The organism is Nocardioides proteolyticus (genome assembly GCF_051280635.3).
In the GTDB taxonomy this organism is placed as follows: domain Bacteria; phylum Actinomycetota; class Actinomycetes; order Propionibacteriales; family Nocardioidaceae; genus Nocardioides.
In genome coordinates, this window is sequence record NZ_JBNBPO030000008.1 from 74,685 (window position 1) to 94,157 (window position 19,473).

General features: G+C 72.6%; 19 protein-coding genes and 1 pseudogene. 7 read left to right on the plus strand and 13 right to left on the minus strand.

What is annotated here, in order from left to right:
* Positions 1-42 precede the first annotated feature (42 nt).
* The 7 genes from ACPOLA_RS06725 to ACPOLA_RS06755 form a co-directional block, all read right to left on the minus strand.
* The gene (locus ACPOLA_RS06725; RefSeq protein WP_435769639.1) at positions 43-1,683 is read right to left on the minus strand and encodes an FAD-binding protein; all 1,641 of its coding nucleotides are present in this window, start codon (positions 1,681-1,683) and stop codon (positions 43-45) included.
* 229 nt (positions 1,684-1,912) lie between these two features.
* A complete protein-coding gene (locus ACPOLA_RS06730; protein WP_435769640.1) occupies positions 1,913-2,695 on the minus strand; it encodes an SDR family oxidoreductase in 783 nt (260 codons plus the stop codon).
* 41 nt (positions 2,696-2,736) lie between these two features.
* Positions 2,737-3,489: an SDR family NAD(P)-dependent oxidoreductase gene (locus ACPOLA_RS06735; RefSeq protein ID WP_435769641.1), complete on the minus strand. Its 753-nt coding sequence runs from the start codon at positions 3,487-3,489 to the stop codon at positions 2,737-2,739.
* A 90-nt stretch (positions 3,490-3,579) separates the two neighbouring features.
* On the minus strand, positions 3,580-4,827 hold the full coding sequence (locus tag ACPOLA_RS06740; RefSeq protein WP_435769642.1) for an acyl-CoA dehydrogenase family protein: 1,248 nt from the start codon (positions 4,825-4,827) through the stop codon (positions 3,580-3,582).
* Between the two features lies 1 nt (position 4,828).
* Positions 4,829-5,854, minus strand: coding sequence for an NADP-dependent oxidoreductase (locus ACPOLA_RS06745; RefSeq protein WP_435769643.1), 1,026 nt, complete (start codon positions 5,852-5,854; stop codon positions 4,829-4,831).
* Positions 5,851-7,083 (minus strand): cytochrome P450, encoded by a 1,233-nt coding sequence (locus ACPOLA_RS06750; RefSeq protein WP_435769644.1) that lies wholly within the window; start codon positions 7,081-7,083, stop codon positions 5,851-5,853. The genes ACPOLA_RS06745 and ACPOLA_RS06750 overlap by 4 nt, the downstream gene beginning before the upstream one ends.
* A complete protein-coding gene (locus ACPOLA_RS06755; RefSeq protein WP_435769645.1) occupies positions 7,076-7,570 on the minus strand; it encodes a nuclear transport factor 2 family protein in 495 nt (164 codons plus the stop codon). Before ACPOLA_RS06755 ends, ACPOLA_RS06750 begins: the two co-directional genes overlap by 8 nt.
* A 229-nt stretch (positions 7,571-7,799) precedes the next feature.
* On the opposite strand from ACPOLA_RS06755, the gene ACPOLA_RS06760 reads away from it, so the two are divergent.
* Positions 7,800-9,443 carry a diflavin oxidoreductase gene (locus ACPOLA_RS06760; protein WP_435769646.1) on the plus strand — a complete coding sequence of 548 codons (1,644 nt, stop codon included), beginning with the start codon at positions 7,800-7,802 and terminating at the stop codon, positions 9,441-9,443.
* On the opposite strand, the gene ACPOLA_RS06765 is transcribed toward ACPOLA_RS06760, so the two are convergent.
* Both ACPOLA_RS06765 and ACPOLA_RS06770 read right to left on the minus strand, forming a co-directional pair.
* Positions 9,437-10,777, minus strand: coding sequence for an amidohydrolase family protein (locus tag ACPOLA_RS06765; protein ID WP_435769647.1), 1,341 nt, complete (start codon positions 10,775-10,777; stop codon positions 9,437-9,439). The two genes, ACPOLA_RS06760 and ACPOLA_RS06765, sit on opposite strands and share 7 nt — an antisense overlap.
* A complete protein-coding gene (locus ACPOLA_RS06770) occupies positions 10,764-11,801 on the minus strand; it encodes an enoyl-CoA hydratase/isomerase family protein (RefSeq protein WP_435769648.1) in 1,038 nt (345 codons plus the stop codon). Before ACPOLA_RS06770 ends, ACPOLA_RS06765 begins: the two co-directional genes overlap by 14 nt.
* Before the next feature lie 10 nt (positions 11,802-11,811).
* Between ACPOLA_RS06770 and ACPOLA_RS06775 the strand changes: the two genes are divergently transcribed.
* From ACPOLA_RS06775 to ACPOLA_RS06790, 4 genes are all read left to right on the plus strand, one after another.
* Positions 11,812-13,125, plus strand: coding sequence for a CoA transferase (locus ACPOLA_RS06775; protein WP_435769649.1), 1,314 nt, complete (start codon positions 11,812-11,814; stop codon positions 13,123-13,125).
* 79 nt (positions 13,126-13,204) lie between these two features.
* On the plus strand, positions 13,205-13,651 hold the full coding sequence (locus ACPOLA_RS06780) for an acyl-CoA thioesterase (RefSeq protein WP_435769650.1): 447 nt from the start codon (positions 13,205-13,207) through the stop codon (positions 13,649-13,651).
* Positions 13,644-14,765 carry a zinc-dependent alcohol dehydrogenase gene (locus ACPOLA_RS06785; RefSeq protein WP_435769651.1) on the plus strand — a complete coding sequence of 374 codons (1,122 nt, stop codon included), beginning with the start codon at positions 13,644-13,646 and terminating at the stop codon, positions 14,763-14,765. The genes ACPOLA_RS06780 and ACPOLA_RS06785 overlap by 8 nt, the downstream gene beginning before the upstream one ends.
* Positions 14,762-15,514: an SDR family NAD(P)-dependent oxidoreductase gene (locus ACPOLA_RS06790; protein WP_435769652.1), complete on the plus strand. Its 753-nt coding sequence runs from the start codon at positions 14,762-14,764 to the stop codon at positions 15,512-15,514. Before ACPOLA_RS06785 ends, ACPOLA_RS06790 begins: the two co-directional genes overlap by 4 nt.
* A 241-nt stretch (positions 15,515-15,755) precedes the next feature.
* On the opposite strand, the gene ACPOLA_RS06795 is transcribed toward ACPOLA_RS06790, so the two are convergent.
* The 3 genes from ACPOLA_RS06795 to ACPOLA_RS06805 all read right to left on the minus strand — a co-directional run bounded on the left by ACPOLA_RS06795 (position 15,756) and on the right by ACPOLA_RS06805 (position 18,443).
* Complete coding sequence (locus ACPOLA_RS06795; protein ID WP_435769653.1) at positions 15,756-16,547, minus strand: phosphotransferase family protein; 792 nt, start codon at positions 16,545-16,547, stop codon at positions 15,756-15,758.
* Positions 16,544-17,731 carry an acyl-CoA dehydrogenase family protein gene (locus ACPOLA_RS06800; RefSeq protein ID WP_435769654.1) on the minus strand — a complete coding sequence of 396 codons (1,188 nt, stop codon included), beginning with the start codon at positions 17,729-17,731 and terminating at the stop codon, positions 16,544-16,546. The genes ACPOLA_RS06795 and ACPOLA_RS06800 overlap by 4 nt, the downstream gene beginning before the upstream one ends.
* Positions 17,732-17,846: 115 nt before the next feature.
* Positions 17,847-18,443 carry a TetR/AcrR family transcriptional regulator gene (locus tag ACPOLA_RS06805; protein ID WP_435769655.1) on the minus strand — a complete coding sequence of 199 codons (597 nt, stop codon included), beginning with the start codon at positions 18,441-18,443 and terminating at the stop codon, positions 17,847-17,849.
* Positions 18,444-18,529: 86 nt separating this feature from the next.
* Between ACPOLA_RS06805 and ACPOLA_RS06810 the strand changes: the two are divergent.
* Positions 18,530-18,703: pseudogene (locus ACPOLA_RS06810) on the plus strand (FCD domain-containing protein); the annotation flags it as partial.
* Positions 18,704-18,769: 66 nt separating this feature from the next.
* Here the strand turns inward: ACPOLA_RS06810 and ACPOLA_RS06815 are convergent.
* Positions 18,770-19,207, minus strand: coding sequence for a sensor histidine kinase (locus tag ACPOLA_RS06815; RefSeq protein WP_435769656.1), 438 nt, complete (start codon positions 19,205-19,207; stop codon positions 18,770-18,772).
* Between ACPOLA_RS06815 and ACPOLA_RS06820 the strand changes: the two genes are divergently transcribed.
* On the plus strand, positions 19,185-19,472 hold the full coding sequence (locus tag ACPOLA_RS06820) for a hypothetical protein (RefSeq protein ID WP_435769657.1): 288 nt from the start codon (positions 19,185-19,187) through the stop codon (positions 19,470-19,472). The genes ACPOLA_RS06815 and ACPOLA_RS06820 overlap by 23 nt on opposite strands.
* Position 19,473: the final 1 nt, after the last annotated feature.

The following is a 19,473-nucleotide window of genomic DNA, read 5'->3' on the forward strand; positions in this document are numbered from 1 at the left end:
GTCCGGGGTTCCGGACCGGATGGCGCGGGTTCCGCGCATCGATCAGGCGGAGGCCGCCTGCCTGGCAAGAACCGACTCCGCGGCGTGCGCGCCGGCGAGCCAGCCGAAGACCATGGCCGGTGCCAGGGTTCCACCGGCGCCGCCGTAGGTGCCGCCCATCACCGACGACACGACGTTGCCGGTCGCGTACAGGCCGTCGATGGGCGCGCCGTCGACGTGCTCGACCTGTCCATTGACGTCCGTGCGGGGACCGCCCTTGGTCCCGAGGGCCCCCGGGTGCATCTGCACGGCGTAGTACGGCGCGGTGTCGATGGGGCCGAGCGTGGACTCGTGTCCGGTTCCGATACGTCGATCGCCCCAGTAGCGGTCATGGGCCGAGTCACCTCGGTTGAAGTCGTCGTCGTGCCCCTGGGCGCAGAAGCCGTTCCAGCGCTCGAGCGTCGCGGCGAGCTGGTCGGCGGGTGCGCCGATCCTCTCGGCGAGCTCCTCGACCGAGCCGGCCTGGATCAGCCAGTCGGGCACCGGCTGGCCGGCCTGGTGCACCGCGATGCCGTAGCGCTCGAGGTAGACCTGGTCGAAGATCATCCACGCCGGAAGGTTGGCGTAGCCGTAGCCGGTCGCGTCCATGACGTGGAAAGCCGCGCCGAGGGCGTTGTACTCCGTCGCCTCGTTGGCGAACCGCTGGCCCTTCGAGTTCACCATGATGGTCCGCGGCCAGGTCCGCTCGGGGTTGATCATCCAAGCCGTCATGCCTCGGCCCGGCACGTCGACATCGATCATCGGCACCCACCACGCCTCGCGCATGTTGCCCAGGGCAGCGCCCACCCGCATAACCATGCGCAGGCCGTCACCGGTGTTGGTGGGAACACTCGCGAAGCGCTCCAACGGTCCGCGCATGAAGGCCTGCTTGAGCCGCTCGTCTCGCTCGAACCCGCCGGTGGCGAGGATGACGGCTCCGGAACTCACTTCCTTGCGGCCCTCGGGCGTGTCGAAGACCGCGCCCCGGACCGCGCTGTTCTCGGTGATCAGTTCAACCGCCGCGTGGCTCACCTGCGGCTCGATGCCGCGGTCGAGACACGCGCGCAGCAGCGGGCCGATGAGGCCCTGCCCCGAGCCACGCTCGTCGCGCTCCTTGCGACGCTCCAGCTCCGCGGGATCGATGCCGAACACGGGCTGGTTGCCCAGCGGGCTCTCGCCCATCCTGGTGGAACCGTCCAACTGGGGCCCGCGAGTGACCCGCGCCGCCCACTCGCCGAGCTCGTCGAAGGGGTAGAGCGGGCATTCCAGCGAGCGGCCGCCGGCCGTCTTCCCTCCGACCTCCTCGGGGTGGTAGTCGGGAAAGGACTCGATCAACTGGAAGCGGGTGGGGGTGTTCTCCTCGAGCCAGGTGACCATCTCGGGCCCCGCCTCGACCAGCTCGCGGGCCAGCTTCTCGTCGATGAGGCCGTTGGACATCGCCATGATGTAGCCGACCGCTTCATCGGTGCTGTCCGGGATGCCGGCCTCGATCATGTGCGGGTTGTTCGGGATCCACACCATGCCGCCGGACCAGGCGCTGGTCCCTCCGACCTGGTCGCCCTTTTCGAACAGACCGACCCGAGCGCCGCCGTCGTGCGCCCGCAAGGCGGAGACGAGCGCACCGGCGCCGGTACCGATGACGATGACGTCGTAGTTGAGGCTCATGAGGGCTCCTGGTCCGATCGATGGGAGGTACTGCTGCGGTGTGATGGCCGCCACCCGAAGGCTGTGTGAGTCAGTCAAGTGTCCTGCATCACAGATGTCAATCCTTCCGAGGAATTGCGTCCAAAATTGGTCTTCTCACGCTTGGATCGGACCCGGAATGCGAGGCGATTCATCGGAAACTGGCGTGCGTCCATCAAGGTGGGAGGGCGCGTCGCCCGGCGGGTGGACGTCAGTACCGGGCGGATTGGCCACCGTCGACAGGCACCACGGCGGCGTTGACGTAGCTGGCGTCCTCCGACAGCAGGAACGCCACGACCGCAGCGACCTCCTCCGGTTCGGCAAAGCGCCCCGCCGGGTTGCCGGCGGCAAGCTGCTCGGCCGCCCGACGCGGGTCCTCGGGATCCAGCTGGCGCATCGACGCCTCCACCATGGGCGTCCAGGTGGCACCCGGCGCAATCGCATTCACCCGGATGCCCCATTGGCCGTACTCCACGGCGGAGTTGCGGGTGAGCCCGACGACGCCATGCTTTGCCGCGGCATAGCCGGACTGGCGGCCGATCCCGCGAATGCCGCCCACGGAAGCGCTGTTCACGACGTAGCCACCGCCCTGCGCGCGCATGATCGGCAGCACGGCCTCGAGGCCGAGGAACACGCCCGTGAGGTTGACGGCCAGGACTCGCTGGAACTCTGTTTCTGTGTAGTCCTCGGTGAGGTTCTGGGTGCCCTCGATGCCGGCGTTGTTGAAGAACCCGTCGATCCGGTGGAACCGGTCGAGCGTGGCCCGGACGTAGCGATCGGCATCGTGTCGCTGCGAGACGTCAGCCTGCGTCGTCAGCATCGCCGTGCCGGGCACGGCCGACTCGACGGCCTCCCTTGTCTCGACCAGTCCAGCCTCGGAGAGATCGACCAGGGAGAGTGCCGCCCCTTCGGCCGCGAGCCGCAGTGCCGCCGCGCGACCGAGGCCTGCCCCCGCGCCGGTGATGAGGACGGCACGGTCGTCGAAGCGCTTCATGGAGTGGCCACCTCCTGTGCGTGAATTCCCGACGGAGAGGATCAGTAGGGCAACGTGCCGCCGTCCACGTTGATGGTGGACCCGGTGATCCCCGCCCCCCCGGCTCCGGAGAGAAGAACGGCGACTGCGCCTACCTCCTCCACCGTGTTGAGCCGGCCGATGGCGGACTCCTTGGCGTAGTCGGCCTTGTACTCCTCGTAGGTGAGCCCGTTCTCCGCAGCGAAGGCGGGGCCGTTCTCCGCCATGAGGTCGGTCTCGATGCCTCCGGGGCAGATGGCATTGCAGGTGATGCCCTCGCGGCCGTACTCGTGGGCCACGGCCTTGGTGAGCCCCAGCATGGCGTGCTTTGCCGAGGTGTAGTGAGCCACGTTGGCCTTGTTGCCCAGCTTGCCGTTGACCGAGGCGATGTTGATGATCCGCCCGCCGCCCTGCTCGAGCATGTGCGGAATCGCGGCGCGGGTGGCGACGAAGGCCGAGTCGAGGATGAAGGCGAAGGCGTTGCGCCAGGACTCGTCACTCATCTGGTGGACCAGGGCGAAGCCGTCGACGCCGCCAGCGTTGTTGACCAGGATGTCGAGACGGCCGAACCGTTCGAGAGCGTGAGAGACCCAGGCCTCCACGTCGACCCGCGAGCGCGCATCGCCGCTCACGAAAGACGTGTGATCCGGCATCCCGATCTCCGCTAGGGCCTTCTCGCCCTTCTCGACGGAACGGCCCGTGAGGACGACTCGTGCGCCTTCGTCGAGCAGGGCCTCGGCGATCCCGCGCCCGATCCCTCGGCTCCCGGCGGTCACGAGCGCGACCTTTCCATCCAAGCTGCCCATCATGTCTCTCCTCGAGTCCTCGGACCGGTGGTCGCCGCGGGGCCTCGCCCCGGGCGCGGATCAGCGCGGAATGTCCTTCCACGGCGTGTTCTTGTCTGCCCGCGGCTCGGCGGGCAGGCCGAGCATCCGCTCGGCAATCAGGTTGCGCTGGACCTCGTCGGAGCCCCCCGCGATGCGGTACCCCGGCGCACCGAGCACGTGCTCGGTCCAGGCGAACGTGTCGGGCGTCCCGTCGTCGACGACCAGTCGCGGTCCGAGGACGTCCTGGGCGAAGGCGGAGACCTGCCGCAGGCGGTTGACCCACTGCAGCTTGCGCATCGAGCCGGTGACATCGGTCGAGTCCCTGCGAGCGACGGCGTCGCGTGCGAGCGCGACCTCCGCCAGGGTGTGGGAGACGACGAGGTCGGCGAGCCGCTGCCGGACCACGGGGTCCTCGAGGGCGCCGGTCGCTCGCGCGAGCGCGACGACGTCGTCGAGGCCGCCCCCTACGTGGGTGTTCTCGCCGCTGGAGGTGCGCTCGAAGCCGAGCGTCGTGAGCGCGACCTTCCAGCCCTCGCCCACCTCGCCCACGCGCAGGGCGTCGGGGATCCGGACCTCGGTCAGGAAGACTTCGTTGAAGCTCGACCCGCCGGACATCTGGCGGAGCGGCCGCACCTCGACGCCCTCGGCGTCGAGGGGGACCATGAAGGCGGTGATGCCGCGGTGCTTCGGCGCGTCCGGGTCGGTGCGGGCCAGGAGCTCGCCCCACTGGGCGAACTGGGCTCCCGACGTCCACACCTTCTGGCCGGTCACCACCCAGTGGTCGCCGTCGCGACGAGCACGGGCCGAGAGCGCGGCGAGGTCGCTGCCCGCCCCCGGCTCGGAGAAGAGCTGGCAGGCGAGCAGGTCTCCACGCAGCATCGGCTCGACGAGGGCGCGCAGCTCGTCGGTGCGGTCGTAGACCCGGAGGGTCGGGGCGATCAGATGGAGAGTCACCGACACGAGCTCGTGCGGGGCGGGGAGGTCGTAGGCGGCCTCCGCGCGCGCGAATGCCTGCTCGTACGACGACGGGAGTCCCGCGCCGCCGAGCTCGGTCGGCCAGCTGATCGCCCCGAAGCCTGCGTCGTACCGGCGGCGGACCCAGTCGGTCAGCCGGGCGATGAGGGCCGCCTCCTCGTCGTAGGCCAGGTCGTGGAAGACCGCGAGCGAGGAGTCAGCCTCTCGGCCCGACCGGGAGTCGCGCCGGGGCAGGCCTTGCGACTCCAGCCACTCGGTCGCACGCGCCAGGAAGCCCTCGAGGGTCTCGGGGCGGTCGGGAGCCAGGGTCATGTCAGTCCTCCAGGGAGACGAGGGCCTTGCCGATGACGGCACGCCCGTCGAGCAGGGTCAGGAACCCGCCGAACGCCTGGTCGATCCCCTGGCCGACGTAGGTCTCGGGGCTGACCACTGCGCCGTCACGGACCAAAGCGGTCATCTCGGCGAGGAACTCGTTGCGGCGGGCCTCGTGGTCGCCGACCAGGAAGCCCTCCATCCGCAGCCGGCGCCAGATCATCAGCAGGAGGTTGCGCGGGCCGGGCACGGGCTCGGTCGCGTTGTAGACCGCGATCATCCCGCACAGGGCGATCCGGCCGTTCTCCCGCATGGCACGGATGGCGGCCTCGAGGTGCTCGGCGCCGACGTTGTCGAAGTAGACGTCCAGCCCAGGGCGGTCGACCTCCTGGAGCGCCCCGGCGAGCAGGTCGCGGACCGGCCCGTCGTGGTAGTCGAAGGCAGTGTCGAAGCCGAAGTCCGCCACCACGCGCTTGGCCTTGTCCGGACCGCCGCAGCTGCCGATCGTGGTGCATCCCCGCGCCTTGGCGAGCTGTCCCGCGATGGCGCCGACGCCACCGGCCGCGGACGACACGAAGACCGTGTCGCCCTCGCGGGCGCCGGCGACGACGTCCAGCCCGACCCAGGCGGTGAAGCCGGTCTGGCCGAGCGCCCCGAGGTGGTCGGTGGCCTTGAGCCCGTCGACATCAACGACCTCGACGTCCTCGGGAGGCAGGGCGGCGTACTCGCGCCAGCCCTGCTGGTGCACGACCACGGAGCCCACCGGGACGGCAGGGTCGTCGGAGCGCTCCACGACGCCCGTCGCGTGGCCGGTCATCGGCTCACCGAGCGGGTAGGGCTCGACGTAGCTCTTGCTCTCCGACATGCGTCCGCGCATGTAGGGCTCCACCGACATGGCGGTGTTGCGGACCAGCACCTGGCCGGGCTCGACGACGAGGTCAGTGGTGACGACGTCGACGTCGTCGGGGACCGGGGTGCCGACCGGTCGGCGCACCAGGTGCACCTCCCGGCTGCGCACCGTCGTCACGGGGTGACGTCCCACTCGAGCCAGAGGTCCTCGAGGCCGAGCTGCGGCCCGGTCTCGCGGAGCTCGTCGACCTGCACCGCGCGGTAGTGGGGAATCCGCTTGTGCCACTCCTCGAGGGCGATGTTGAGCTCGCGACGGGCCAGGTGGGTCCCGAGGCACTTGTGCGGACCGGCGGCGAATGCGAGGTGCCCGGTGGCGTCGGTGCGCGTGAAGTCGACCCGGCTCGGGTCGGCGTACTTCGTCTCGTCACGAGTGGCCGAGGGAACCGTGAGCATGGCCATCTCGCCGGCGGACATCGGGCAGCCGTGGAACTCGGTGTCCTGGACGACCTTCCGCCCGTCCATCACGATCGAGTAGACGCGCAGCATCTCCTCGACGGCGACCGGGATCAGGGACGGGTCGTCGACGATCTGCTGGCGGTCCTCGGGGTGCTCGGAGAGGTGCAGCATCATGTAGCCGAGCTGGCTCTTGACCGTGTCGAGGCCGGCCAGCACCAGGACGCCGCAGATGTTGAGGAACTCCTCGTCGGTGATCGGCTCGTCCCCGATGCTCGACCGGCTGAGGTCGGTGAAGAAGTCGTCCTCGCGCGGGTGGGCCTTCCGGTCGGCGAGCAGCTCGACGAAGTAGCCGCGGATGCTCGCCTGCGCCTCCGTCATCGCCTCGGCGGCGTCCTCCGCCTCGGCGCCGAGACCGCCGAAGACCGTCTCCACCCACGGGACGAACTTCTTGGAGTCCTCGTGGGGCAGGCCCAGGATCTCCAGGAAGACCTTCGTCGGGAACTCCTTGGCGAACTCGTCGACGAAGTTGACGCGGCCGCGCGCCACCATCGGCTCGATGAAGGCGACGGCGTGCTCCCGGATCCGCTCCTCGCGGTCGCGGATCGCGCGCGGGGAGAACGGCGCGTTGAGCACCCGGCGGTAGAGCTTGTGCTTCGGCGGGTTCTCCATCGTGGGGATCCAGTGCCAGTCCGGCTCGGGAACCGTCGGGATGGTGGCCTCGCTGCTGAACACCTCGTGGTCGTGGAACGCGTCGCGCACGGTCTGGTCGTCGAGCAGCATCCAGAAGCCGCCCCCGAAGGTGTTCCACACGATCGGGGAGAGGGCTCGGAGGCGGTCCAGCTCGGAGTGGTAGCTGTGGATCGGCAGCGGCTGGTTGAAGTCGAAGTGCACGACCGGGCAGCCGCCCTTGGTCTGGCCCTCGAGCACCTCGACAGCGGGCTTGTCAGACATGCGCGACCTCGGCTTCCGGAGCGGGGACGAGCCGACCGAGGTCGACCGGGCGGTGCTCGACGGTGCCGACGACGAGGCGGAGCGACATGATCCGCCATTCGCCGTCGGCCAGCACCAGGTCGACGTCGTACCTGCTGTTCATCATCAGTGCGGTGTCGGAGGTCTCGTAGGCGACCTGATGCGACGTCAGGTAGGCGACAGCGCTCGCGCGCTCGCCCTCCAGTTCCACGCGCATCACCCGCAAGCTGTGCTGCTGCCAGCACAGGTGCGCGGTCGCGTCCAGCACCCAGCGCGCGATGGTGGCGCCCCCGGCGAGGTCGGCGTCGGCGTCGTATGACGCCTCGGCGTCCGGATGGAAGAGACGCTCGAGCGTCGCTCCGTCGCGCTCGTCACAGGCGAGCGCGTAGGACGTCATCACCTCGGCCACCCGCAGCCGCTCGACGGCGGAGCGGATCGAGGCGTCGGTGCCGGGGTCCTGTTGCAGCATGTCCTTCTCCTGTCGGTGTCCGCGATCGACGCGGTCGTGGACTCCCGGCGGTTGAGACCTCAATCACTTGCCGGGCGTGACCCCGATTACACTCGGCCTTCGCGATGCAGTCAATGCTTCGGAGGAATTTTCCTCATGATGTTTAGGCCGGGACTGCTTGACACCGTCCGCGATGATTCCTCATCATGATTCCGTGACGCCGCTCACATCGCAGACCCTAGGAGCCCGGATGCCGTCGACCGCTGACCGACCGCCCGTCCACGTCCTCTTCGGCAGCCAGACCGGCAACGCCGAGATCATCGCCATGGACGCCGCGGACGCCTTCACGGCGGCCGGGTTCACCACGAAGCTGCTCGGGATGGACGAGATCGGCGCGGGTGACCTCACCGGGATGAGCCAGGTCGTCCTCGTCAGCTCCACCTACGACGACGGCGACATGCCCGACAACGCACAAGACCTGTGGGACGAGCTCGAGGTCGAGGCGCCGGCGCTCGACCACGTCCGCTACGCCGTGCTCGCGCTGGGCGACTCGTCGTACGACGACTTCTGCGCCGCCGGCCGCCACTTCGACGAGAAGCTCGCGGAGCTCGGCGGGCAGCGGGTGCTCGCGCGGGTCGAGTGCGACCTCGACTACGAGCAGCCCTCCCGCCAGTGGATCAAGGCCACGGTGGAGACCTTCGGGTCGATCGGCGCGACGGGCGGACCCGTCGAGACCCGCGTCGCCGAGGTGCAGGCGTCCGACGCGCCGGCCCAGAGGTGGACCCGCCGGACGCCCTACCTGGCGGACCTGACCGTCGCGACCCTCCTGTCCGGCGACGGCTCCCGCAAGGCGGTCCACCACTACGAGGTCGACCTCGGCGACAGCGGCATCACCTACGAGCCCGGGGACTCCCTCGGACTGGTTCCCGTCAACCCCGCCGACCTGGTCGACGGGACCATCTCTGCCCTGGGTGTCCGGGCCAGCGAACCGACCCCCAGCGGCGAGGGGTCCTGGACCGAGGTGCTCACCCACCAGCGGGAGCTGCGGCTGCCGGGTCGCGAGCTGGTCGCGTGGGTCGCCGAGACGTCCGGGGACGTTGAGCTCGACCACCTGCTCTCGACCGGCGACCGCGAGGCGCTGGACGCCTGGCTGTGGGGTCGTGACGTGCTCGACCTGCTGCGCCTGGTCCCTGCCGAGAACCGGGACGCGGCGCGGGTCCTGGCGCTGCTGGGCCCGGTCCAGCACCGGTCCTACTCCATCAGTTCCGCCCCGAGCCGCAGCCCCCGCACGGCAGAGCTGCTCGTCTCCTGCGTGCGCTACCACCGCGACGGCCGCGACCGGGTGGGCGCCGGGACGAGCACCCTCGGCCCGGCTCCGCGGTCGGGCGAGGGGGCCCGCGTGGCCGTCTTCCTCGCGCCCAACCCGAGCTTCCGGCTGCCCGACGACGACCGGCCGGTGATCATGGTCGGCCCGGGCGTCGGCGTGGCGCCGTTCCGCTCCTTCCTCCTCGAGCGGGAGTCGCGCGCCGCGACGGGTCGCAACTGGCTGTTCTTCGGCGACCAGCACGAGGCCTGCGACTTCCTCTACCGCGAGGAGCTCACGAAGTGGACGGCCAGCGGGCTGCTCACCGAGCTCACCACGGCGTTCTCCCGCGACCAGGACCACAAGGTCTACGTCCAGGACCGGCTGGTGGCCCGGGGGGAGGACGTCTACCGCTGGCTGGAGGAGGACGCCCACTTCTACGTCTGTGGCGACGGCACCGCCATGTCGCACGCCGTCGAGGCTGCCCTCGTCGAGGTGGTCGCCAAGCACGGCGACCGCTCCGAGGCCGAGGCGTGGGACTACGTGGCCGACCTGAAGCGGCAGCGCCGGTACTCCCAGGACGTCTACTGATCGACCCGCGCGCCGCCGACGAAGGTGGCGCGCACCGGTGACTCCGTTGCGCCTGCCACCACCCGGTCCAGCACCTCGCTGAGGGGACTGTCCAGGAGGCAGAGGTCGGCGGGCGCGCCCGGCTCCACGCGTCGTACGGCGCCGGCCGGATCGGCCGGGGACGTGAGGTAGGACCGCAGCGCGACGCCGGGGTCGATGCTCTCGTCGCCGAGCCACGGCGAGCCGGGGCCCGGTCCGGCCGAGGCGGCCAGCCGGATCGTGGTCCAGGGGTCGGGGTCGCCGTACGGCGCGTCGCTGCTCAGCACGACGGGCACCCCGCGCTCGACCAGGCCGCGCACCCGCCACAGCCACGGGCGCTCCGCGGGCTCGGCCTCCTCGAGCATGGCGGCACCGCGACGGGCCGCCACCGAGGGCTGCGTGACCACCACCAGGCCCAGCTCCGCGAGGCGGTCCGCCGTACGGTCGTCGCACACGGCCGCATGCTCGACCCGGTCGCCCGGCACCACGCCGACCTCGTCGAGCACCGCGAGCACCAGGGCGAGCGCCGTCGCGGAGACGGCGTGCAGGGCCACGGGCCGGCCCTCGGCGCGGGCCGCGGCGACGCCCGCGCGGAGCCGGGGCCAGGCGTCGTCGTCGTGGTCGGTGACCAGGACCTTCCTCGGCAGCGCCCGGACCCCCGGACCCAGCGAGCAGACCCGCTGGGGCACCGCCGCCCGGACCGTCGCGAGGGCCGAGGGCTCCAGGTCCGGGGTCGCGTCGGTGAGGCCGGTGACGCCCCAGCGGGCGTACGCCGTCCCGACCTCGGTGAGCTGCGCGGTGAGGTCGAGGGCCGCCAGGGCGCCCTCCCAACGGCCGCGCTCGCGCCAGACCCGTCCCGTGCGTCGCTCCTCCTCGGTCAGGTGGTCACCGAGCTCCTCGATCGCGGCGGAGCTCAGCACCCACAGCGCTCCGGACCGGTGCTGCGCGCGGACCGGCCGCCCCGGCCACACGGCGTCCAGGTCGGCCCGGGTGGCGTCGTCGTCGCCGAGCCCGACGACGCGCAGCCAGCCCCCGTCGTCCGCGGCAGCCGGGCCGCCGAGCGAGGCGTCGGCGGCCGGGAGAGGACCACCGCGCAGGTCCAGCGAGGCCCGGGCCGCCGCGGCGGCGAGGACGTGGACGTGGTGGTCGTGGAGCCCGGGGAGCAGGGCGCCGCCGCCGGCTTCCAGCACGGGTTCGCCGGGGTGGGGCTCCAACCGGGGCGCCAGCTCGGCGACGACGCCGTCGGCCAGCCGGCAGTCGACGAGCCGGCCGTCCAGCAGCGCCCCGCGCAGCAGGAGGGGGTCAGGTCCCGACACCGTCGACGAGTCCCCACTCGAGGGCGACGTCGAGCCCCAGACGCCGGCCGGACATGGCCCACCACAGCACCCGGTGCCGTCCGATCCTGCGGGTCAGGCTCACGGTGCCGCCCGCGCCGGGAACCAGCCCCATCGCGAGCTCGGGGAGGCCGAGCGAGACGTCCGGGCGCGCCAGGACGGTGCCGGCGAAGGCCGCCAGCTCGATGCCGGAGCCGATGCAGCTCCCGTGCAGGTGCACGGTGACCCGCTCGCGCATCGCCTCGACGACCAGCCCCGGGTGGGCGCCGACCCGGAGCCGGTGGGCGAGGGCCAGGTCCGTCGCCGAGCCGAACTCGTCGAGGTCTCCCCCTGCGCAGAAGTCGGGCCCCTCCCCGCGCAGCGACACCGCGACGCGCGGCTCCAGGACGGCCACGTCGAAGGCCTCCAGCAGCGCGTCGCGCATCCGGGCGTCGTACGCGTTGCGGCGCCGCGGCCGCGTGAGCGTGATCTCGAGCTGGTCGCCCTGGCGCTCGCAGCGCACCCGCTCGGCCTCGCGGTCCTGCTGGTCGTCCGCGCGGCGGCCGGGCCGGTCGCGCTCCGCGAGCCACCTGCGGAACTCCGCACCGCCCAAGAGGGCGGAGTACGTCGCCGACTCCGCCACCAGTGCGGCTTCGACGGGAAGTGCCTCGGTCAGCCGCAGGAGCCGGGCGAGCGCCCACGTCGCGTGCGGGCTGCGCACGCCGGTGGCGAGCAGTGCGCCGAGGTCCGCGTCGACGTCGTCGCTGACCACCACGCCGGGCGCCTGCGTCCCGGCACTGCTACGCGGGGCGATCGCGATGTCGAGGAGGTCGAGCAGGCCGGCGTCCGTCTCGCAGTCCCGGAGCACGCCCACCAGCACGGCCCTCCGGCGCACTGCGCCCCATTGGGCGCGGAGCTCGGCAGACCCGGACACCTCGTCGGCGTCCACGACCGCGACGGGCGACCGGTCGAGGTCCGTGGCGGCGAAGTCCCCGGGCGCCGCCGACGGCGCCGGGAGGTCGAGCATGATGGGGAGTATGCCACCGGAGCGCCCCGCCGAGCCGCCCGCGGGGGATCCCCTCCCGTCGTCGACGCTCGAGGGCCAAAGGCTCCTCGCCTCCCTCGGGTACGACGCCCTGCCGCTCCGCTCGCCCAGCCGGTCCACGGTCGAGGACTGGGCGGAGTCGGGGCTGATGGACCTCACCCGGGACACGGCGGGCCGGCCGCTGCGTCCCCGCGGGATCCCCGCGACCGTCGCCCGGGGCGCGGCGGCGGCACTGACTGCCGTGACCGAGCGGAGGTTCGGCCGCGTCCTGGCGGGGGGATCGCTCGACGGCGCCGCCCTGCTCGCCGAGCGGGCAGCGCTGGCCGCCGACGCCGCGGCGTCCCGCGCGCCGCAGACCTCACGCGGTGGCCGTGCCCGCTTCGTGCGCGCCCGCGACGGATGGTGGGTGCTGCACCTCGCCCGGGAGTCCGACGAACAGCTCGTACCGGCGCTGGTGGAGGACGACGTGACCGAGCCGTGGCGGGCGGTCGAGCAGTGGGCGGCCGCGCTGCCGGCAGCCGTCGCCGTCGAGCGGGCGGTGATGCTCGGCCTGGCTGCCTCGGTGCCCGGCGAGACGGCCCCGGCGTCCGCCCCGTGGTCGGTCCGCAGCTCCCCCGGCTCGGCGTCCCGTCGCCCTCGGCGCGGATCCGACGCGCCGGGACGGGTGGTCAACCTCGGAGCCCTGTGGGCGGGGCCGCTCGCGGCGCAGCTGCTCGGCGAGGTCGGGTTCGAGGTGGTCCACGTGGAGAGCTCGGGCCGGCCCGACGCCTCCCGCTGGGGCGATCCGGGGCTCCACGAGCTCCTGCACTGGGGGGCGCAGCAGGTGACCCTCGACTTCGGGTCCCGGGGCGGGCGGGAGGAGCTCGCGGCCCTCGTCTCATCGGCAGACGTGGTCATCGAGGCCAGCCGGCCCCGCGCCTTCGAGGACCTCGGCATCGCCGCCCGGGACGTGATGGCGGACGGGCGCGGCCGGACCTGGCTGCAGATCACCGGCCACGGGCCCGACCAGCCCCTGCGGGTGGGCTTCGGCGACGACGCCGCGGTCGCCGGCGGCCTGCTGGCCGAGCATCCCGACGGCACGCCCGACTTCAGCGGCGACGCGCTCGCGGACCCGTTGACCGGCCTGCTCGGCGCGCTGGCCGTCGCTGCGCTGCACGACCCGGCGCGCGCCACCCACGTCGCGGTCTCGCTGGCCGGCGCGGCGGCGAACTGCCGGGCGGCCGGCGACGTGCCCTGGGGCGAGGAGCTGCCGGAGGCCCTGCCCCCGCGCCACCGCGGTTGCCGCGACGACGACAAAAGATCATGATGAATCGGCCCGATTTCATTGACTTGGGTCCGCACGCGGCTGTGTAATCCGGGCAGCACCCGCGAACGCCAGGAGAGTCATGTCCACCACCACCGTCGCGGCGACGACCGACGTGGCGTCGTTCGCAATCACGACGCACTACTACCACTACGACCAGCAGGGCGTGGTCTTCAACATGTGGTACCTGTCCTTCCTCGAAGACGCCCGCAACGCCTGGTTTGCCCACCGCGGCTACCCCCTCGAGCAGCTGCTCGCCGACGGCTTCGACATCCAGGTGGTCCACGTGGACCTCGCCTGGAAGGCCGCGGTCCGGTACGGCGACCACGTGCGGGTCGAGGTCCGCACGGAGCGGGTCGGCACGACCAGCCTGACCCTGGCCTTCGCCGTCCTGGCGGGCGACGAGGTGTGCGCGAGCGGGACCTCGACGTACGTCATCGTGGACGGCGCCATCAACGGCAAGGCTGCCGTGCCTCCTGCGATGCGGGACGCGCTCCTGGTGGGCGGGACCACCTCGGCTCGTGACTGACGACGTCCGAACGGTCACCCCGGACTCGCGACCGGGCCCGGACCCCACGGCGGGTGGCCGGACCAGGACGGTGCGCTTCGACGGACCGGGCCGGGGCTTCCGGATCGAGGAGCGGGACGCCCCCGTGCCCGGCGCCGCCGAATGCCTCGTGCGGGTCGGCGCCGTGGGCCTGTGCGGCTCCGACGCCCACATCGTCTCGGGCCACACGCCCACGGGTCACGTGCCGATGACCCTGGGCCACGAGATCGCTGGCACGGTCCTCGCGGCACCGGTCGGAGCCCCCGTCGGCCCGGGCGACGCCGTCTTCGTCAACCCGATCCTCGGTTGCGGCCGATGCCGGGCGTGCGCGGACCAGGAGACCAACCTCTGTCCCCGGCGCAGGATGCTCGGCATCCAGGTGGACGGGGGGCTGACCCAGCTGCTCGCCGTGCCTGCGGAGAACCTCGTGGCCCTGCCGCCCGGAGCCGACCTGCTCTCGGCCCCCCTGATCGAGTCCGCCGGCACGGCGCACCACGCGCTGCGGGCCGGGCGGGCCGGCCCCTCGGACACGGTCGTGGTGTTCGGCGCCGGGGGGCTGGGGATGCAGGTCCTGCGCCTGGCGCGCGCACGGGGCGCGCGCGTCGTTGCTCTCGACCTCGATCCGCTCGCTCGCGAGCGCGCCGTGGCTGCCGGCGCCGTCGCCGGCCTGGACCCGACCGCTCAGGACGTCGCCGCCCTGCTCGCGGACCTGGACGCCCCGGACGGGTGCGACGTCGTCGTGGACTGCGTCGGCGCGCCCTCCACGGTGGAGTCCGGGCTGGCGCTGCTGCGGCCGGGCGGCCGGTGCGTGGTGGTGGGGATCGGCGTCGACCCGCCTGCCCTTCCCCCACCGGGCCAGTTCGTCCGCCGCTCGCTGACCCTCTCCGCGGTCTACGCCTACAGCGGGGCGGACATCGCCGCGGTGGTGGCCGCCGTCGGCGACGGGACGTTGCCGCTGCGCCCCTCGGTGAGCCGCGTGGTCGGCCTCGACGACGTCGAAGCGGCCCTGGCCGACCTGAAGACCCGCCAGGGATCGCCGGTTCGCATCGTCGTCGACCCCTGGCTCGGAACCCCTCACTCCTGGAGCACGCAATGAGCACCCACCTCCTCGCCGGCCGTCGCATCCTCGTCACGGGCGGCAGTCGAGGACTGGGCCTTGCCATGGCTCGGGCCGCCGGCGAAGCAGGTGCCGAGCTCGTCCTGGTGGCCCGCAGCGCCCCCCAGCTCGACGACGCAGTGGCCGAGCTCGTCGACTCAGGCATCCGGGCGACCGCCGTGGCGGCGGACCTCGCCGACGCCGCGCAGCTCGACGCGTTGGTGGCGCGCGTCTCCAGCGACGGCCTCCATGGCGTCGTGCACGCTGCAGGAGTCCAGCACCGCGCTCCCGCCACGGACTTCGGCGACGACGACTTCCAGCGCGTCGTCGCGCTGAACCTGGAGTCGCCGTTCCGGCTCACCCGGGAGCTGGTGCGCCACGACGCGCGGGGAACCCTGCGCAGCGTCGTGCTCATCGGCTCGCTGGGCAGCTCGATCGCAATTCCGCGCGCCGTGGCCTACGCCGCCTCCAAGGCGGGCCTCCTCGGGATGGCGCGCACGCTCGCGACGGAGTGGGCGGCGCGCGACATCCGGGTCAACGTGCTGTCGCCCGGCTACTTCTACACCGAGCTCACCGCGGACCTGCTCGACGACCCCGAGCAGCACGCACGCGTCACCAGCCGGATCCCGATGGGGCGCCTCGGCCGTCCCGCGGAGCTGGGAGGGGCCGCGGTGTTCCTGCTCTCGGACTGGGCCGGCTACGTCACGGGCCAACAGCTCGTCGTCGACGGCGGCTGGCTGGGGTCGTAGCCAGCCGTCAGCGCAACGCCTGCCGGGCGAGCTCCAGGTAGGGCTCGACCGTCTGGCCGGCCGTGTCGAAGCCGGCACCGGAGCCCGAGCCGGCGCGCCGGCGGTGGTCGATGCCGGCGGAGATGACCGCGACCTTGAAGCACGCGAGCGCGCGGTGGAAGTCCCAGCTCTCCAGGGCGACGCCGCCGACGCGCTCGTAGGTGGCGGCGAGGTCGTCGGCCTTGGGCAGCCGGGGGCTGGTCTAGGCGCTCGGGGCGCCGATGACCAGGTCGAAGGCCTCGTCCCGGTAGGCGCACATCATCGCGACGTCGGCGACCGGGTCACCGATCGTCGAGAGCTCCCAGTCGACGACGGCCGCCACCTCCCCCTGACCCGGCGCACCGGGTGCGCCGATCAGCGCGTTGTCGACGCGGTAGTCGCCGTGCACCACGGAGACGGCCCGCTGCTCGGGGAGGTCGGCATCGAGCCCGCGGAGCACCTCGGCGGCCAGCGGGCCGAGCGCCTCGGTGCCCACCGTCTCCCACTGTCCGGACCACCGGCGCAGCTGGCGGGCCGCGTACCCGTCGGGGCGGCCGAACTTCGTCAGGCCGATCGCCTCGTGGTCGACGCGGTGCAGGGCGGCGAGCGTCTCGAGGAGGCTGTCGACCACGACGACCAGCGCGTCGTCGTCGTACGACGCCAGGTCGGCCTGGGTGCGGACGCCGACGCCGTCGACGAAGCCGCTGACGGTGAACGGCACTCCCAGCACGTCCTCGTCATCGCACAGCAGCACCGCCGGCGCGACCGGGACGTCGGTCGCCATCAGAGCCGCGGTGACCCGGTGCTCGCGGGCGACGTCGTGGGCCGACGCCGTCCGGCCCGTGCGCGGCGGCGTGCGCAGCACCCATCGGGAGGCGCCGTCGCTCACGACGTAGGTCAGGTTCGAGCGCCCGCCCGCGATCGGCGACGCCATCAGCGGGCCGGCGACAGGCACGCCCGCCGCGGACATCCGCTCCGCGACGACCCTGAGCTCGTCGGCGGAGAGCTCCGTCACTGCCGAGCCTCGGCCAGGCGTCGTACCGCCCGCTTCGCGATCGACCAGCGGTGCACCTCCGAGGGGCCGTCGTAGATCCGGAACGGCCGGATCTCGCGGGCGATCCGCGCCACGGGCAGGTCGCGGGAGACGCCGAGGCCGCCGCACATCTGGACGGCACGATCGGCCACCCGGTGCAGCGCCTCGGCGGCGAACGTCTTCGCGATGGACGTCGACTCCGACGCGCGGCTGCCGGCGTCGAGCTCGCGGCAGGCGGTGAGCAGGAGGGCGTGGGTCGCCGCCAGGTCGATCTCGTTGTCGGCGATCATCTGCTGCATCATCCCCAGGTCCGCGAGCCGGCCGCCGAACGCCGGGCGCTCCGCCACGTGGCGGACGGCGACCTCGTGGGCGCGCCGGGCCGCGCCGGACCAGCGCATCACGTGGGTCATCCGGGCCGGGCCGAGCCGGACCTGCGCGTAGCGAAAGCCCTCGTCGACCCCACCCAGGACGTGGTCGTCCGGGACGAACATGTCGGTGAACCGCATCTCGCAGTGACCGCCGAGCATCGAGCGGTCCACGGTGCCGATGTGGCGCACCACCTCCAGCCCCTCGGAGTCCGCGGGCGCCAGGAACATCGTGGCGCCTCCGGCCTCGCCCGGCTCACCGCTGGTGCGGGCCATCACGATGAAGAACCCCGCGCCGTCGGCACCGGTGATGAACCACTTGTGGCCGTTGACGACCCAGCCGCCGTCGACCCTGGTCGCCCGCGTGGCGAGCATCGACGGGTCGGCGCCGGCCCCTGGGGACGGCTCGGTCATCGCGAAGGCCGACCGCATCTCGCCGCGGACCAGCGGTCGGAGGAACCGCTCGCGCTGCGCCGCGGTCGCGACGTGGTCGAGGAGATGGATGTTGCCCTCGTCGGGCGCGTTCACGTTGATCGCCATCGGGCCGAAGAGGCCGTAGCCCGCCGCTTCGAAGACCGGCGCCCGGTCGACCATGCCCAGGCCGAGCCCCCCGCAGTCGACCGGCCCGTGCGGGGCGAGCAGGCCCGATGCCGCGGCCCTGCCCTGGAGCTCCTTGCGGAGCGTCTCGCCGCCGGCGGCCTCCACGTCGCCGTCGAACTCGTCCTCGACCGGCAGCACCTCGCGCCGGACGAAATCCTCGGTCGCCGCAACCACCGCCGTCACGTCGTGCTGCTGTCCCACGGTCCACCCGCTCCTCACCGACCGAGCGATCGCTCGGCCATCCGGAACGGACTCTCCCACCCCGACGGGGCGGGGTCAAGGGAAGGTCGGCCGTCGCCGATCAGACCGCGCCGGTTCAGACCCCGACGAGCCGGCGGGCCAGCGCCAGGTGGCGCTCGACCAGGACGTCCGCCGCGACCGGACCCCGGGGGTCGTACCAGGTCGCGACCCCGACGCACAGCGTCGCCACCGCGCGCACGGTCTCGGCCGGGTGCGGGACGTCGAACTCACCGGCCGCCACCCCGTCGGCCACCACGCGGGCGATCATCTGCTGCTGCTCGTCGCGCAGGGCGACGTACCGCGTCCGGTTGGCCGGATCGAGGCTCCGGATCTCGCTCGAGGCCACGAACGCCTCGAGCCGGCGCTCGAGGTGGAACCGGAGCAGCGCCTCGACCAGCGCGTCGAACCGCGCCGTCGGCGAGCTCGCACCGGCGGCCTCGAGCGCGGCGGTCGTACGCCGGAGCAGGTCGTCCATGACCGCCACCATGAGGGCCATCAGGACATCCTGCTTCGACCGGTAGTGGTGGTACAGGCCCGGCACGGACAGCCCGGCCCCAGCCGCGATGTCTCGGATGCTCGTCCCGTGGTAGCCCTGCTCGGCGAACGCGTCGAGGGCGCTCGCCAGAACGCGAGGCATGCTCGCGGGCCCCGCGTCGCGCACCGTCTTCGACACGCCCTCACCCTAGTGACCCGCGAGCCGGCACCACGCCACTCCGCCCTGTCGGGTCGAGATCCCGGAGCGCCAGCGTTCGCCAGGACCGCGACCAGACGTCGAAGCACCGTCGTCCCCATGCCCTCACCGAGCACCACGCCATCCTGATGGCGATTGTCACCCGCAAGCCCGAAGGAGCCGCCGCTGCGATGCGCCTCCACGTGGCGTCAGCGCGACAGACACTGCTGCTCACGGTGACTGGGAATGCGCCGACCGCATGAGCCCCTGCCGTACGGGCACCGGCCGGGGCTCCCTGGCTCAGGACAAGCGCCACGCCAAGGCAGTGGTCAAGGCAGTCGGACCTTGACCGTCGTGTCGCCGGCCGCGCTGACGAGGTCGACGTTGCCGCCGTGCGCCTCGATGATCGCGCTCACCAGCGCGAGCCCGAGTCCGGCTCCCCCATCGCGGCGACGGGAGGCGTCGCCCCGAGTGAAGCGTTCGAAGGCGCCATCGACGAGGTCGAGCGGGAACCCCGGCCCGTCGTCGTGTACGTCGAAGCCGTCCTGCCTGACCGTCACGGTGACGGTGGTGCCTGCCGGGGTGTGCTTGCGCGCGTTGGTGAGCAGGTTGCTGAGGACCTGGTGGAGTCGGAGGTCGTCGCCGATCACCCCGACGGGCTCGCCGCCCGGTGGCAGCACGACCTGCCACCGGTGGTCGGGCGCCACGACGCGGGCGTCATCGACGGCCTCGAGAGCGAGACGAGTGAGGTCGACGGGGTCCCTCATCAGCCACGACGAGCTCCACGTCAGGATGGAGGGGCACGGCCAGAACCTCGAGGCCGTCGCCGAGGACATCGGCGTCGACCCGCAGACGCTCATCGACGCGCTCGTCGACTCGTGGAACCCCGCAATCGACAACCTCCTCGAGGCCGGCACGATCACCCAGGACGAGGCCGACGAGTACGAAGCGGCGCTCGAGGAGGCGTTCACCTTCCGCGTCAGCTGGGACGGTGAGGAGGAGACCCCCACCTTCTCCGACCCGGAGGCCTGAG